Source organism: Hylemonella sp. GW821-FHT12C09, assembly GCF_058807395.1.
Genome location: NZ_JBXAQQ010000001.1, coordinates 462,083 through 477,259 on the forward strand (window position 1 = coordinate 462,083; position 15,177 = coordinate 477,259).

15 protein-coding genes are annotated in these 15,177 nt (G+C 68.4%); 4 read left to right on the top strand and 11 right to left on the bottom strand.

The features are described 5' to 3' along the window. The first annotated feature begins 62 nt into the window (after positions 1–62). The 3 genes from AC1RRP_RS02325 (at position 63) to AC1RRP_RS02335 (ending at position 3,253) form a co-directional block, all read left to right on the top strand. A complete protein-coding gene (locus AC1RRP_RS02325; RefSeq protein ID WP_493032851.1) occupies positions 63–2,021 on the top strand; it encodes a putative bifunctional diguanylate cyclase/phosphodiesterase in 1,959 nt (652 codons plus the stop codon). Between the two features lie 44 nt (positions 2,022–2,065). Next, the gene (locus AC1RRP_RS02330; RefSeq protein WP_493032853.1) at positions 2,066–2,629 is read left to right on the top strand and encodes a gamma-glutamylcyclotransferase; all 564 of its coding nucleotides are present in this window, start codon (positions 2,066–2,068) and stop codon (positions 2,627–2,629) included. A gap of 111 nt (positions 2,630–2,740) precedes the next feature. Beyond that, positions 2,741–3,253 (top strand): superoxide dismutase family protein, encoded by a 513-nt coding sequence (locus AC1RRP_RS02335; protein ID WP_493032855.1) that lies wholly within the window; start codon positions 2,741–2,743, stop codon positions 3,251–3,253. A 7-nt stretch (positions 3,254–3,260) separates the two neighbouring features. Here AC1RRP_RS02335 and AC1RRP_RS02340 read toward each other — a convergent pair whose 3' ends face one another. From AC1RRP_RS02340 to AC1RRP_RS02355, 4 genes are all read right to left on the bottom strand, one after another. Further along, positions 3,261–3,797: a nucleotidyltransferase family protein gene (locus AC1RRP_RS02340; RefSeq protein WP_493032857.1), complete on the bottom strand. Its 537-nt coding sequence runs from the start codon at positions 3,795–3,797 to the stop codon at positions 3,261–3,263. After that, positions 3,794–4,795 (bottom strand): XdhC family protein, encoded by a 1,002-nt coding sequence (locus tag AC1RRP_RS02345; RefSeq protein WP_493032859.1) that lies wholly within the window; start codon positions 4,793–4,795, stop codon positions 3,794–3,796. Before AC1RRP_RS02345 ends, AC1RRP_RS02340 begins: the two co-directional genes overlap by 4 nt. A 190-nt stretch (positions 4,796–4,985) precedes the next feature. Then, positions 4,986–7,124 (bottom strand): xanthine dehydrogenase family protein molybdopterin-binding subunit, encoded by a 2,139-nt coding sequence (locus tag AC1RRP_RS02350; RefSeq protein WP_493032861.1) that lies wholly within the window; start codon positions 7,122–7,124, stop codon positions 4,986–4,988. Positions 7,125–7,135: 11 nt separating this feature from the next. After that, positions 7,136–7,603, bottom strand: a complete 468-nt coding sequence (locus AC1RRP_RS02355) for a (2Fe-2S)-binding protein (RefSeq protein ID WP_493032863.1) — start codon at positions 7,601–7,603, stop codon at positions 7,136–7,138. Between the two features lie 190 nt (positions 7,604–7,793). Here AC1RRP_RS02355 and pdxH point away from each other — a divergent pair, with 190 nt between their 5' ends. Next, positions 7,794–8,432 carry a pyridoxamine 5'-phosphate oxidase gene (gene pdxH / locus AC1RRP_RS02360; protein ID WP_493032865.1) on the top strand — a complete coding sequence of 213 codons (639 nt, stop codon included), beginning with the start codon at positions 7,794–7,796 and terminating at the stop codon, positions 8,430–8,432. Positions 8,433–8,441: 9 nt separating this feature from the next. On the opposite strand, the gene AC1RRP_RS02365 is transcribed toward pdxH, so the two are convergent. From AC1RRP_RS02365 to msrA, 7 genes are all read right to left on the bottom strand, one after another. Next, positions 8,442–9,380, bottom strand: a complete 939-nt coding sequence (locus AC1RRP_RS02365; RefSeq protein ID WP_493032867.1) for an AEC family transporter — start codon at positions 9,378–9,380, stop codon at positions 8,442–8,444. 165 nt (positions 9,381–9,545) lie between these two features. Beyond that, positions 9,546–11,561, bottom strand: coding sequence for a TonB-dependent receptor (locus AC1RRP_RS02370; protein WP_493032869.1), 2,016 nt, complete (start codon positions 11,559–11,561; stop codon positions 9,546–9,548). Positions 11,562–11,632: 71 nt separating this feature from the next. Further along, a complete protein-coding gene (locus AC1RRP_RS02375) occupies positions 11,633–12,010 on the bottom strand; it encodes a hypothetical protein (protein WP_493032871.1) in 378 nt (125 codons plus the stop codon). A gap of 19 nt (positions 12,011–12,029) precedes the next feature. Next, a complete protein-coding gene (locus AC1RRP_RS02380; protein ID WP_493032873.1) occupies positions 12,030–12,533 on the bottom strand; it encodes a DUF3299 domain-containing protein in 504 nt (167 codons plus the stop codon). A 3-nt stretch (positions 12,534–12,536) separates the two neighbouring features. Next, positions 12,537–13,748 (bottom strand): FtsX-like permease family protein, encoded by a 1,212-nt coding sequence (locus tag AC1RRP_RS02385; protein ID WP_493032875.1) that lies wholly within the window; start codon positions 13,746–13,748, stop codon positions 12,537–12,539. An 82-nt stretch (positions 13,749–13,830) separates the two neighbouring features. Further along, positions 13,831–14,481 carry an ABC transporter ATP-binding protein gene (locus AC1RRP_RS02390; protein ID WP_493032877.1) on the bottom strand — a complete coding sequence of 217 codons (651 nt, stop codon included), beginning with the start codon at positions 14,479–14,481 and terminating at the stop codon, positions 13,831–13,833. Continuing rightward, entirely contained in the window at positions 14,478–15,032 is a 555-nt protein-coding gene (gene msrA / locus AC1RRP_RS02395; RefSeq protein ID WP_493032879.1) for a peptide-methionine (S)-S-oxide reductase MsrA, read from the bottom strand. Before msrA ends, AC1RRP_RS02390 begins: the two co-directional genes overlap by 4 nt. Positions 15,033–15,177 lie beyond the last annotated feature (145 nt).

The window sequence follows — 15,177 nt, forward strand, 5'->3', positions numbered from 1 at the left end:
ATCGACGTGAACCCTCCCCAGCGAGGTCCTGTACCTTGAGACCGTTTGCGAAGCTGCGCGGCATGCTCTCCGCCCCCCCGGTGGAGCCCGAAGTGCTGCACGACTGGCGCGCCCGCATCCTCTCGACCATCCTGATGTTCATCGCGGTGCTGGGCGGACTGACGGCCGTGCCCAGCGTCTGGCTGGCCCTGCGCCATGAGCTGTGGGCGATTGCCTGGATCGACATCGCGGCCCTGGCCTGGGTGCTGGTCCTGTGGCGCCGCAAGAGCCTGCCCTACCGCTTCCGCGCCTGGAACCTGCTGGCCCTGATCTACCTGCTGGGCGTCTGGTTCCTGATGCATATCGGACCGGTCAGCCAGATCTACCTGATGGCCTTCCCCGTCATGGCCGCGCTGCTGCTCGGCCTGCGTCCGGCCCTGCTGGCGCTGGTGCTGAACGCCCTGACCCTGATGAGCCTGGGTTACCTTGCGAATGCCGACCTGCATGTGCCGGGCTTCGAGACCCGCCCCTTCGTCGAGTGGGTCGTCATCACGATCAACTTCGTCTTCATCAACGCGATCATCACGATCTCCTGCGCTGTGCTGCTCAACCAGCTCGAACGATCGCTCGAACGCCAGCTGGTCATCTCGCACTCGCTGGCGCAAGGCCAGGAGGACCTGAAACGCGTGAATGAGGAACTGCAGCGCACCGCCTCCGCACTCAACCGCCTGGCCTATTTCGACGAGCTCACCGGCCTGCCCAACCGCCGCATGCTGATGGACCGCCTGGGCCTGGCCCTGGCCGCCGCCCGGCGCAGCCCGATGAGCGGCGTGCTGCTTTACCTGGACCTGGACCGTTTCAAGAACATCAACGACGCACGCGGTCACGCCGCCGGCGATGCCCTGCTGCTGGCCGTGGCGCAGCGCCTGGGCAGCCTGATGCGCGAAGAAGACACCGTGGCCCGCCTGGGCGGCGACGAGTTCGTGATCCTCTCGACCCGCCCGGCGCAGGAACATGACAGCGATGCACGCGTCGCCAGGGTCGTGGCGGGCAAGGTGCGCGAAGCCTTCGAGCAGCCCTTCATCCTCGACGGCCAGCCCTACAGCGCCAGTGCCAGCATCGGCGTGGTCGTGCTGGGGCCGGCCCCGCAGCGCACCGAAGACCTGCTGCGCAACGCCGACACGGCCATGTACCGCGCCAAGGCCGCGGGCCGCAACCGTGTCGCCTTCTTTGAAGCGGCGATGCAGCAGGAGGTGGAAGCGCAGCTGGCGCTGGAAAGTGAGCTGGCGCTGGCCATCGACCGGCAGCAGCTGGCGCTGCACCTGCAGTCCCAGTGGGATGCCACCGGCACGGTGGTCGGGGTGGAAGTGCTGCTGCGCTGGACGCACCCGCTGCACGGGGCCGTATCGCCGGCGCGCTTCATCCCCATCGCCGAGGAGAGCAGCCTGATCCTGCGTCTGGGTCATTGGGTGCTGGAACAGGCCTGCCTCACCCAGCGGCAGTTGCTGGCCGCAGGACACGCCATCCCGGTCTCGCTCAACGTCAGCCCGCGCCAGTTCCACCAGGCCGATTTCGTCGAGCAGGTCCTGGCCGTGCTCGAACGCAGCGGCGCCCGGGCCGACCTGCTGGTCTTCGAGGTCACCGAAGGCCTGCTGCTCGAAAACCTGGAGCACACCATCCCGCGCATGGACGCGCTGGCCGCGCGCGGCATCCGCTTCTCGGTCGACGACTTCGGCACCGGTTACTCCAGCCTCGCCTACCTCAAGCGCCTGCCGCTGCACGAACTCAAGATCGATCGCAGTTTCATCCAGGACACACCACAGGACCCGGGCGACACCGCCATCGTCGAGATGATCCTCTCCATGGCCCGGCACCTGGGCCTCAAGGTGGTCGCCGAGGGTGTGGAGACGCGTGCGCAGGCCGACTTCCTGGCCGCCCGCGGCTGCCACGCCATGCAAGGATTTTTCTACGCGCAGCCGCAAGCCCTGGATGCTTGGTTGCGGGTCACGCAGCGCAGTTCCAGCCTCTTCGGTCCCTTGTGAACCCGACCTTCAAGCTCCCCCCGCCCCTGCGTGATCCAGCCCCCATGTTGGCCACCACGCTGAACCAATGGGGCGGGCACGGCGATCTCTGGATCTTCGGCTACGCCTCGCTGATCTGGCGGCCCGACTTCGATTTCGAGGAACGACGGCCGGCCCATGTGCGCGGCTGGCACCGCGCACTCAAGATGTGGAGCCGGGTGAACCGCGGCACGCCGGACAACCCCGGCCTGGTCTTCGGCCTGCTCACGGGCGGCAGTTGTCATGGTGTGGTGTTCCGGGTGCACCGGCAGCAGGCACCGGCCGTGCTGGGCACGCTGTGGGAGCGCGAGATGCCCACGGGGGTCTACGACCCGCGCTGGCTGCGCTGCGAGACGCCACACGGCCCTGTTTCGGCCCTGGCCTTCACGCTGTCGCGCCGCAGCCCCAACTACACCGGGGCGCTGAGCCCGGAACAGTACCGCCAGATCTTTGCGCAGGCCTGCGGCCGTTACGGCAGTACGCATGACTATGCGCACCAGACCTATGTGAGCCTGCGGGCCCACGGCATCCACGACCGCGAACTCGAACGGCTGCTGGCCCACCACGCGCCGGACGCCACGCGCCGCTGAGGCCCGGCCCCAGAGCCTGTGATGTCAGCAGGGTCAGGCCAGCGACGTGCAGCGCCATGTCGACCCCAGGGTTAGAGTGAACCGAGCCCTTCAACACATCGGAGACACCCCATGACGCGTACCCTTCCTTTCCTGGCCCTGGCGGCCCTCTTGGCCGGCTGCGCCACGCCCGCCGGCCCCACGGCCAGCGCCCAGCTCCAGCCCACGCGCGGCAGCACCACCAGCGGTGATGTGCGCTTCGTCCAGCAGGGCGGCAAGGTGCTCGTCAGCGGCGAAGTGCGCGGGCTCAAGCCCGGCGCCGAACATGGCTTTCACGTACACGACAAGGGCGACTGTTCCAGCGGCGACGGCATGAGCACCGGTGGCCACTTCAACCCGGGCGGGCTCAAGCATGGCGCGCATGGCGGCGCCGAGCACCATGTCGGTGACCTGCCCAGCCTGAAAGCCGACGCCATGGGCGTGGCGCGCTTCAGCTTCGAGTCCGGCAGCATCGCGGTGGGCAGCGGCAACGCCGACATCGTCGGCCGCGGCCTGATCGTGCACCGCGACCCGGACGACTACACAACGCAGCCCACCGGCAACGCCGGCCCGCGCCTGGCCTGCGCGGTGATCGCGCGCCAGTGATCCGGGGTCAGGGAGCGCTGCGGGAGTGCAGGACTTGCTGCGCCTGCGCCAGCGCCTGCACGGTATCGACATCCATCACACAGCCTGGGTCGTCCACCTCGACGGTCCACAGGCGATGGCGGCGCACCACGGCCGCGGCACCCTGCTCACCGCCGAGCGCCATGAGCGCCTGAGCACAGCCACGGCCAAAACGCACGGGATGGCCGTGCCGGCCCTGGTAGACCGGTCGCACCACCGTCTGATCGATCGGCGCGCCCGCAATACGGCGCAGCGTTTCGGGCAGCAGCAGGGGAAGATCGGCCGGCAGGATGAGCCAGCCCTCGGCGTCGGCCGTGGCCCGCACGGCCGCGGCGATCGAGTCGCCCATGCCGGGGTGCGGCGCGTCCTCCAGGTGCATGGGCAGGCCGCTGGCGCGCACGGCGTCCAGCGTGTGCTGCAGCACGGTCTTGTCACCCAGCCGGGCCTGCAGCTTGTGCGTGCTCCCGCCGGAAGCCAGGAAGCGCTCGCCCCGGCCCGACGCCAGCACCAGCACCACGGGTTTCATGCCGTGATGCAGCCCGGCGTCGAGGCCACACGCTGCCTGGCCGCATTCTTGACCTGCACGATCTCGGCCAGGATGGACACGGCGATCTCGGCCGGCGTGCGCCCGCCTATGTCCAGGCCCACCGGGCCGTGCAGGCGGGCCAGTTCTTCGGCGCTGAGGTCGAAATGCTCGGCCAGGCGCTGCTTGCGCGTGGCCTGGTTACGGCGTGAACCGAGCGCGCCGACGTAGAAGGCCGCCGACTTGAGAGCTTCGAGCAGGGCCATGTCGTCGAGCTTGGGATCGTGCGTGAGCGCGACGATGGCGGTGTGCGCATCGGGCAGCATCTCGCGCACCACGTCGTCAGGCATGCCCGGCACCCGCTGCACGCCGGCCAGGTCCAGCGTGGCCGCGTATTCCTCACGCGGGTCGCAGACCAGCACCTCGAAATCGAGCAGGCTGGCCATGCTGGCCACCGCCTGCGAGAGCTGGCCGGCACCGATCAGCAGCAGGCGCCACTTCGGGCCGAACACCGTGCTCAGGCTCTGCTCGTCGAAGACCATGGACTGGCCGCGCACGGCATCGGCCAGCGTGACGCGGCCCGTGGCCAGGTCCAGCGTGCGCGCGACCAGGCGGTGCTCGGCGGTTTGCGCCAGCAGCTGTTCGACCCAGGCGGTCTCCTGCAGGGGCTCCTGCACCAGGCGCAGGGTGCCGCCACAGGGCAGGCCGAAACGCGCCGCCTCGTCCTTGTTCACACCATAGACGATCAGGGAAGGCCGGGCCGCGGCCGGGTCCTGCCGGCCTGCGGCCAGGGCCGCCTTGGCGCGGGCGATCAGGTCGTCCTCGACACAACCTCCCGAGACCGAGCCGCTGACCACGCCGTCCTCGCGCACGGCCAGCAGCGCCCCGGGCGGGCGCGGCGCGCTGCCCCAGGTCTGCACCACCGTGACCAGCGACACGGCATGGCCGGCGCGTTTCCAGGCCAGCGCATCGGCCAGCACGCGCAGATCGAGACTTTCCATCGTCCGTCCTCTCCTCTTGTCCTTCAGCCAATGGTCTCACGAACGCTCAGAACTTGTGAAGAAATCGTAGCGAGCGGCCCGAGCGCAAGGCGGACGGAGCACAGGAACCGGAACGTACTTCCTGTACGTGAGGATTCCGAGCACCGCCCAACGCCGCGATCGGGTTGCGCAGTAGATTCATCACAAGTTCTCAGGCCGCGCGGATCGCCTCCGGCGTCAAAGGCAGTTTGCGCACGCGCTTGCCGGTGGCGGCCGCCACGGCATTCGCAATGGCCGGCACCACCAGGGCGGTGGCCGGCTCGCCGATGCCGCCGGGTTTTTCCTTGCTCGGAACCAGCACGATATCAATCTTCGGCGACTCGTGCATGCGCACCACCGCATAGTTGTTGTAATTGGTCTGCTGCACCCGGCCCTGGGCCAGGGTGATTTCCTGCATCAGGCCGGCCGACATGCCGAACACGATGCTGGACTGGATCTGGGCTTCCACCGTATCCGGGTTCACCATGCGGCCCAGATCGGCCGCCACGGTCACGCGGTGCACCTTGACCACGCCATCCTTGACCGACACCTCGGCCACCTGGGCCATATAGGTGTCGTAGCCCTCCATCAGCGCGATGCCACGCGCACGCCCCTTGGGCAGCGGCTTGCCCCAGCCGGCCTTGTCGGCCGCGAGCTTGAGCACACGGGCAAAACGCGGCTTGTCTTTCAGCAGCGCCATGCGGTACTGGTAAGGGTCCTTGCCGGCGGAGGCGGCCAGCTCGTCCATGAAGCTCTCGTTGGCAAAGGCGTTCATGTTGTGGCTCACGGCGCGCCAGTAGCCCACGCGCATGCCACTGTCGTGGATGACCAGGTCGTGCTGCGTGTTGGCGATGGCATAGGGCCCCACGGCGGCCTCGGCCATGAAAGGGTCCAGCGTCTCCTTGGGCAGGCCGAAGGCGCGCTGCGTGATGGACTGCGAGGTGACCTTGTGCGACAGGGCCACCGGCATGCCCCTGGCGTCCAGCCCGGCCTGCACCTGGTTCAGGCCCAGGGGACGGTAGTAGTCGTGGGTCATGTCGTCTTCGCGCGTCCACAGCAGCTTGACGGGCTTGCCCACGGCCTTGGAAATCTGCGCGGCCTGGATCACGAAGTCCAGCTCCAGGCGGCGGCCAAAGCCGCCCCCGAGGAAGGTGGTCTTGAGCGTGACGTCCTCGGGTTTGAGCCCCAGGGCACCGGCCACGGCGCCGTGCGCGCCCTGCTGGAACTGGGTCGGGCCGATCAGCAGGATCTTGCCGTTCTCGAAATGGGCCGTGAAGTTCATGGGCTCCAGCGGCGCATGCGCCTGCATGGGCGTGATGTATTCGGCCTTGAGCACCTTGGCCGCGCCCTTCATGGCGTCGGCCACGTTGCCGGCGGGCTTGGCGATGGGCAGCATCTTGCCGCTGTCGGCCGCCGCGCGCGTGCTGGCCAGCACCGTGTTGTGGTCCAGCGCGGCCCCGGCCCCCTCGTCCCACACCACGCTCAGGGCCTGGCGCGCCTTGACCGCATGCCAGTAGCTGTCGGCCACCACGGCCACGCCGTCACTGATCTGCACCACGTCGATCACGCCCGGCATGCCCTTGGCTTTGGACGCGTCAAAGCTCTTGACCGTGCCGCCGATCACGGGGCACTGCTCCAGGCTGGCGTAGACCATGCCCGGCAGCTTGACATCGATACCGAACTCCGCCGTGCCGTTGACCTTGGCCGGTGTGTCCAGGCGCTTGACGCGCTTGCCCACGATCTTGAAGTCCTTCGGGTCCTTGAGCGCCACCTTCTCGGGCACCGGCAGCCTGGCCGCGGCCGCAGCGAGCGAACCATACGTCGCCTTCTTGCCCTTGGGGCCCAGCACCATGCCGTTCTCGGCCTTGAGCTTGCTGCGGTCCACCTTCCATTCGTCGGCGGCGGCGGAGATCAGCATCTCGCGCACCTGGGCCCCGCCCACGCGCAGCTTCTCCCAGCCGTCCCGCACCGAGGTCGAGCCGCCGGTGATCTGTGCGCCCAGCAGGGCGTTGACGTAGACGGCGGCCGGCGGCGCGATGTCGACCTTGATCTGCCTGATGTCGACGTTGAGCTCCTCGGCGATCAGCATGGGCATGGAGGTGTAGACCCCCTGGCCCATTTCGGAACGCGCCGAAATCAGCGTGATGGTGTTGTCGTCGGCGATGTGCACCCAGGCATTGGGGGTGTAGACGGTGCCGGCGGCCTGGGCCTCGACCTTGGCGCCCGGCAGGGCAAAACCCATCAGCAGGCCGCCGGTGGCCAGCGTGGTGGACTTCAGGAAATCACGACGGGAGGTTTGATGTGTGCTCATGGTGTGTCTCCTCAGACGGTCTTGCGCATGGTGGCAGCGGCATCCTTGATGGCGGCCCTGATGCGGGGATAGGTGCCGCAGCGGCAGATGTTGCCGCTCATGGCGGCATCGATGTCCGCATCACTCGGGTTCTTGTTCTTGGTGAGCAGGGCGGCCGCGCTCATGAGCTGGCCGGACTGGCAGTAGCCGCACTGCGGCACATCGTGCTTGATCCAGGCCTGCTGCAGCGGATGGCTGTTGTTCTTCGAGAGGCTTTCCACCGTGGCCACCTTCTTGCCGGCCACCGATGCCACCGGCGTCTGGCAGGAGCGCACCGGCTGACCGTTCACATGCACGGTGCAGGCGCCGCACAGGGCCGCGCCGCAGCCGAACTTGGTGCCGCTCAGGCCCAGTTCATCGCGGATCACCCACAGCAGGGGGGTATCGGGCTCGGACCGGGCGGTGACCGCCTTGCCGTTGACGTTCATCGTGGTACTCATCTTCAGGCTCCTCTATATAAGCCGGACATGAAGCGTGCCGGCCGTGTTGGAATGACAGCGTTTCAGCGTAGTCACATGCCACCGCACCACCATGCGGGTTAGCCCTAGGCCGGTGCGGGATAGTTGCAATTTGCGACAGGGCCCGTGACCGGCCAGCCCCGCTCGGGGTCCTGCCTATACTGTTGTCCCTATGTCCTCGATTGCCAATCTCCGCAAAAGCTACGAACGCGCCGAACTCAGCGAGGACGCTTCGCATGCCGATCCGCTGCAGCAGTTTGACCAGTGGCTGCATGAAGCGATCCAGACCGAAGTCCCCGAGCCCAACGCCATGACCGTGGCCACCGTCGGCAGCGACCTGCGACCCTCCACGCGGGTGGTCTTGATCAAGGGTTATGACGCGCGCGGCATCGTCTGGTACAGCAACTACGACAGCCGCAAGGGCCGGGAGCTGGCCGGCAACCCGTTTGCTGCACTGCAATTCCACTGGGTCGAACTGGAGCGCGTGGTACGCATCGAGGGCCGGGTGGAACAGGTCAGCGCCGAGGAAAGCGACGAATATTTCCACAGCCGCCCGCTCGATTCACGCATCGGCGCCTGGGCCAGCCCGCAAAGCCAGGTCATCAGCGGCCGTGGCGTGCTGGTGGTCAATGCCGCGAAGTACGCCGCGCAGTTCCTGCTCAAGCCGCCGCGCCCGCCGCACTGGGGCGGCTACCGGCTGGTGCCCGAGCGCTGGGAGTTCTGGCAGGGCCGGCCCAGCCGCCTGCACGACCGCCTGCGCTACCTGCCCGAGGGACAAGGCGGGTGGACGCGCGAGCGCCTGGCCCCCTGAACCCTCAGCTCAGAGCAGGCCGACCAGCCACATCATCAGCGGCAAGGTCAGCAGTGCCACCGCGTTGGAAACAATGACGCTGGCCGTCACGAGCTCTTCCGCCACGGCGTAACGCTGCGAGAACAGAAAGACGTTGGCCCCCATGGGCAGGGCCGCCGTCACGATCATGACCACCAGGGGCAGGCCCGACAGGCCCATGAGCAGGCCCAGGCCCGCCACCAGGGCCGGCATCAACAGGTTCTTCACCAGCGTGAGGCTCAGCGCGCCACGCAGATGCGGGCCCACGGTGGTCCCCGCCAGCGTCACGCCCACCAGCAGCAGGGCCAGCGGACCAAACGCATTGCCCAGCCACTGCAGGGGCCGGTCCACCACCTCGGGAATGGCCCAGCCGGTCTGCGCGAACAGCAGGCCCGCCATGATGGGCAGGGGCACCGGGTGGATCACGGCGTTGCGCACCGCGCTGAGCACCGTGCGCCACATGGCTCGCGGCTCGGCCGAGGCCGCCTCGCGCGCCACCGCCAGCTCCAGGATCACGGTACCCGCCGTCAGCAGCACCACGGCGTGCAGGGACAGCAGGGCCAGCAGCACCACCAGGCCGGCCTCGCCGTAGGCCAGGCCGATGAAGGCGATGCCTATCATCACCGTGTTGCTGAAGGTCGAGGCCAGGGCCAGCACCGCGGCACGCCGGTTCAGGCCCTGCCACAGCAGGTTCACGCCAAAGAGGATGAACACCGCCACAAAGTAGGTCGCCAGCGGCAGCAGCTCCAGCTGCTTCACATCCACCTTGCCCATGGTGCGGAACATCAGGGCGGGTGTCAGGACCAGGAACACCAGATTGGAAAGGTCCTTGACGGATTCGGCGCGCATCCAGCGCATGCGGCCAGCCACATAACCCAGGGCCACGAGCAGCACGACGGGGACCAGGGCGGAGAAGACGGGGTGGTTCATGGGGGCTCTATGCTAGTTCATTGCCTTGGGCTTCTTCTGGCAGCGCCCTGCCTGCGCTGGCATTGCCGGGTCTCCGGTCTATACAGCGAAGCAAGAAAAGTGAGTCGGCCGCCGGGCCGAGACCCGGCTGGCAGGCAAGCTCAGGTGCAGATCAACAGCAGAAGCTTAGAAGCTCAGTTGCAGCCCGACCTTGAGACTCCGCCCCGGCAAGGGCACCCTCCCCGGCGCCGTCTGCGTCAGGATCGACGAGGACGAATAAGCCAGCGTGTCGCCGATGTTGTCCAGGCGCGCATACCAGAGCGCCGGCAAACCGCTTACCTTGTCACGCAGACTGAGCGCCGCATTCCACAGCGTGTAACCCCCGGTTGCCAGCTGGCCTTCGGGCACACGGTCCTGCGCGGCGTAGCGGTCCACCCCCAGTCGCGCCCCCCAGGCCGCGCGGCTCCACACCAGCGTGGCGCCCAGGCGCTGCGGCGCGATGCGCGGCAGGGGCTGGCCGGTGCTGGTGTTCTCGGCCCGCACGGTGTCCGCGCGCAGGGTCAGGTCGAGCTTGTGCTGGGCGTCCAGCAGGCGCACATTGCCGCTGGCCTCGGCACCGATGAAACGCGCCTGCACCTGGGTGTAGGTGTACTGCGGCGGAGAGGTCGAAAGATCGGTCCCTTCGAGCGAGATGTAGTTGCTGAACTGGTGCTGGAACAGCTGCAGCTGGGCACGGTGGGCCCCGCGTTTCCAGGCGGCACCCAGGTCGAAGTTGGTCGAGCGCTCCTTGCCCAGTTCCGGGTTGCCGATCTCCTCGGCCTTGGTCGCCACGTGCTCGCCGTTGGCGTAGAGCTCGTAATGCTTGGGCGCACGCTCGTTCCACGACAGGTTGGACGTGAGCTGCCACTCGGTCGCCACGTTCCACAGCGCGCCCAGGGCATAACTGCCCGGGTTGAAGCTCCGCGTTGCCGGCGTGAAACGCGCCACACCGGGTGTGCCGTAGGACTCCACCTGCACAGCCTCCAGCCGCGCCCCGGCACTGAGCTTGCCCCAGGTGGTGGCCAGCTCCTCGTGCGTGAAGGCCGCGCTGCTGCGCGTGCGGCTGTAGGGCGCGTAGGCTTCCGTGCCGTCGGCCGAGAACTCGCTGTCATCGAACTGCAGGCCAAGCACACCGTCGAGCGCGCCCAGCCGGGCATGGCGGGCCTGCAGGCGCAGGTCGTTACCCTGGGTCTTGAAGAGGGTGCCGGGCACGCCGGCATTGAACTCGGTGTGCTGGTAGTCGTTGCGGCTGAACTGGGCCTTGAGGCTTTGCAACCACCCGCCCAGCTCACGCAGTTCGCCTTCCAGCGCCAGGCGGCTGGAGCGCATGCGGATGTCCACCTCGTCTTCGGCCACCGAACCGTAGCGGGTGTCGTAGGTGGAGAGCGAGGCGCCCAGGTAACCGCGATCAAAATACAGCGTGCCCCCCAGCGCCCCGCCCGTGCTCTCGCTGGCCGAGTTGCAGATGCGGCGCGCCGTGCTCGTGACACCGCCGCGCGTGCAGGACAGATCGATGGGCACGGCCACGTCCTCGGTCTTGCGCGACATGGCGTCGACGTGGAGGGAGTAGCGTTCGTTGCCGCCGTCCAGCAGCACGGTGCCGCCCCGCTCCCGGTTGCCGGTGGCCACACCGGCGTCGAGCTTTCCAGCCACACCACCCTTCGCGTCAAACAGCGGCTCGCGCTGGATGCGCCCGTCGATCACATTGACCACACCGCCCACGGCGCTGCCGCCGTACTGCAGCACGCCCGGGCCGCGCAGCACCTCGACCCGTTCGATCAGCAGCGGGTCCAGCGTCACCGCGTGGTCATAGCTCAGGCTGGACAGGTCTTCGCTGGCCCCGCCGTTGTTGAGGATGCGGATGCGGTCACCGTCCAGGCCGCGGATCACGGGCCGGCTCGCGTTGGGGCCAAAGTAGGTGCTGCTCAGACCGGGCAGGCCGTTGAGCGTTTCACCCAGGGTGGGCTGGCTGCGCAGCAGCAGCTCGGTGCCCGAGAGCTGCTCGGTCGGGGCGATCAGCTCGGTGGCACCCAGCGGGTTGCCCGTCACCACCACGGGCGCCAGCGTGGCGCTTTCCTGGGCCCAGGCACTGCAGGCCAGGAGCGTCAGCGTCGCCAGCGTGCTGCGGCGGAAAAATACAGGGGTCTTGTGTTCGTGTTTCATCGTCGTCTCGTTGAATCCAACAGAAAACACCGCGCGGCCCCAGGGCGACGCGGCGGATCGGCTACGGAGGTTCAGCGGGACGTGGGGGGTGCGCGCGCCGCAAAGGCGGCGCAGGGGCGCTGCTGCAGCGACTGCAGCACGACCCAGGCCGGCACCAGCGGCAGGGCCAGGGCCGGTGCTGCGAGCACCGGCAACAGCGGACCGCCCTGACCCAGCTGGTCATACAGGCGGCATTCGCTTTCGTCGCTGGCCGGGGCCAGCAGGTGGGCCAACAGATCCTGCGCGGGCTGGGCCTGCGCCCCGACGGCCGGGCTGCCGTGCGCCACATGGGCATGCAGGACACCGTGCGCCAGCCCCAGCAGCTGGGCCCACAACAGCGCCAGCACGAGCAGCACCACGCCCGGCAGGGACCGGAGCGTGTGTTGATGCAAAGAGCGGGCGCGTGGCATGGCTGGACTTGGATTGTGACTATTTCACCGGCACGGCATCGGTGATGCGGTAGTACAGGCCGTATTGGTCATCGTGCAAGACGGCCAGGCGACCCTGTACCACCAGCGGCTCCATGCCATAGCGGATCGGCGTTTTCGTTTTCACTTCGATCATGCTCTCGGGTCCGCCGGGCAGGCAGAAGGAGCAGGACAGCGGCACCGAACTGAGCAGGAAGTGCGCCTGTTTCTCACCCGGCTCCAGCGGCATCATGAAACCCTGCACGCGCTGCTGTTTCCCGTCCAGCACCAGGATCTCGGGCGGGAACACCGGCAGCACGCGGTTCTTCTCGACCTTGGTCTTGACGTTGGTCAGGAAGGACCAGGGCAGCACGTCGGAGCGCTCCTTCAGGGGCGCAATCGGGCTTTGCGGGCTGTGCACGCCGGCACCGCTGCCGCTGGGGATGCCGCCGGCGATGGGCGCATCCAGCTGGGCCTGTGCCACGGAGGCGAGCGAAAGAACAAGGACCAGGAGAAGCTTGCGCATGATTTATCTCGAATTCAAGAGTTGTCCCGCTTCCATGCGGTAGGCACCCAGTGCCGGCAACAAGGCCGCCAGCACCGCCACGGTCAGAGCCAGGGCGGGCACCCAGAGTTCCACGCCCAGCCAGAGCCAGCCCGTCATGGGCAGCGATTGCTCGGCCGCCAGCAGATAGCCTAGCAGGCCTGTCAAGCCATGCCCGCCCAGCAGGCCCAGCCCGGTGGCCAGCGCGGCCAGCCAGAACGCCTCGCACAGCAGCAGCGCGGCCAGGCGGCGCGGTGGCGCCCCCAGCATGCGCAGCAGGGCCAGGTCGGCGCGCCGCTCGCGCACCGCGCTCCACAGGGCGATGAAGACACTCAAGCCCGCCGACAGCAGCAAGACCAGCGCAAAACCGCGCAACACGTCGGTGCCCACACCCACCATGCGCAGCAGGCGCGTGATCTCCAGCGCCGGTGCCGCCGCCTGCATATTGGTCTGGGTGTTCACATGGCGCGGGAAGGTGGCCGCGGCCAGCGGGCTGCGGTAGCGCACCAGGGCCAGCGTGATCTCGCGCTTCTCGTCCTCGTGCGCCGCGTCATGGTCGTCGTCCTTGCCGTGGGCCACCTCGTGCACTTCCCAGACCGATTCGGTGGCTGTCAGCAGCAGCCGGTCCAGCACGCAGGCGCAGGGCGCCAGCACGCCGCTGACCACATAGGGGTGCGCGGCATGCGTCGCCGCAGCGCCCCCATCGGCCAGGCCGTGCGCCCCGGCAAAGGGCTGGCCCGGCTGCAGGCCGGTGGCCTGCGCCGCCTGGTGGCCCAGCACCACCTCCATGGGCTGCTGCCAGAGCCGCCCCTGCGACAGTTGCGCGCCGTAGTGCGCGGGATAGTCGTGCGTGGTGCCGACGATGCGAAAGCCGCGGTAGCTGTCGCCCAGGCTCAGGGGAATGAGCTGGGCCACGCGCGCGTCCCTGGCCAGGGCCTGGGCATCGCGCAACAGGATGTTGCCCGGCGGCACGTCCAGGTGGAACACACCCGAAAGGATGAGCTGCAGCGGACTGCCTTTGGCCCCGACCACGGCGTCGATGCCGGCCAGGTCACGCTCGAAGGCACGGTCGAGCTGCGCGCGTGTCAGAAGCACCAGGGTGATGGCGGCCAGGCCCAGCGTGAGCAGGAGCAGGTTGAGCACCGTGGCCAGCGGCCGCGCCCACAGGTAGCGCCAGGAGAGTTGCAGCAATTTCATGCCACGGTCTCCCGCTGGGCCGCCCCAAGGGAGACCTGCGCCCCCTGGGGGGGCCGCGAACAAAGTGAGCTTGGGGGCAGCATCATGTCTCCGGCAGCCGGTCCAGGTCCAGCACCTGCGCCTGGGGCATGGCCACCACCACGCGCGCATCGTGCGTGGCGATCACCAGCGTGGCGCCGCAGCCTTGCGCCGTGCCCATCAGCAGGGCCAGCGCTTCGCGCGCGGCCACATCGTCCAGGCTGGCCGTGGGCTCATCGGCCAGGATGACCTGGGGGTTCAGCAGGATGGCGCGCGCCAGCGCCACGCGCTGGGCCTGCCCGCCCGACAGCTGCCGCGGCCGGCGTTCGGCCAGTTCGGCCACGCCCAGGGCCAGCAAGGCGGCGGCGATGGCAGCGCGGTCCACCGGCAGGCCGGCGGCAAAGTAGACCAGTTCCAGGTTGCCCGCGACGGTGAGCGCCGCGCTCAGGTGCAGTTTCTGCGGCAGGAACCCGAGGTGGCGCGCGCGCCAGGCATCTCGCTGCACCGGGCTGAGCGCGCGCAGCGCCTGGCCGGCCACGGCGATCTCGCCGGCGCTGGGCGCCATCAGGCCGGCCGCCAGCGCCAGCCAGCTCGACTTGCCGCTGCCCGAACGCCCGCGCAGCAGCAGGGTGCCGCCCTGGGGCACGGCCACATCGGGGAAGCGCAGGGCCGCGCCGCCGGGGTACTGGCAGGCCAGGCCCCGCGTGACGATCACGCGCCGGCCTCCGGCTTGAGCAGTTCGCTGAACTGCTTGCGGAACTTGGCCACCTTGGGGCCAACCACGTAGGCGCAATAACCCTGCTCGGGATGCTGCGCGTAATAGTCCTGGTGGTAGCCCTCGGCCGGCCAGTAGTTGGCCAGCGGCAGCACCTCGGTGACGATGGGCCCCTTGAAGATGGCGCCCTGTTCGAGCTCGGCGATCAGCAGGCGGGCCTCCTGCTCCTGCGCCGGCGTCGTGAAATACACGGCGCTGCGGTACTGGGTTCCCACGTCATTGCCCTGACGGTTCAGGCTGGTCGGGTCGTGGGTGGCAAAGAAGATGCCCAGCAGTTGGCGCACGCTCACCTGCGATGGATCGTAGGCCAGGCGCACGACCTCGTTGTGCCCGGTGCTGCCGCTGCAGACCTGCTCGTAGCTGGGCCGCTGCACATGACCGTTGCTGTAGCCGCTCTCGACGTCGAGCACACCACGCACCCGGTCGAAGACCGCCTCGGTGCACCAGAAACAGCCGCCGCCGAGGACGAGAATGGGATGATCGAGGGACATGGCACTCACAGGCTAGGAAGAGCCTGCATCTTAATCAAGGTGCCCTGCCCCGCCCTTTACTCCGGCTTTACCCATGCCGGGGCCCCGCCTCACATGGCAAGGGCAGGATACGGCTTGACGGACCCGGCCCTGCGGGATTACATTA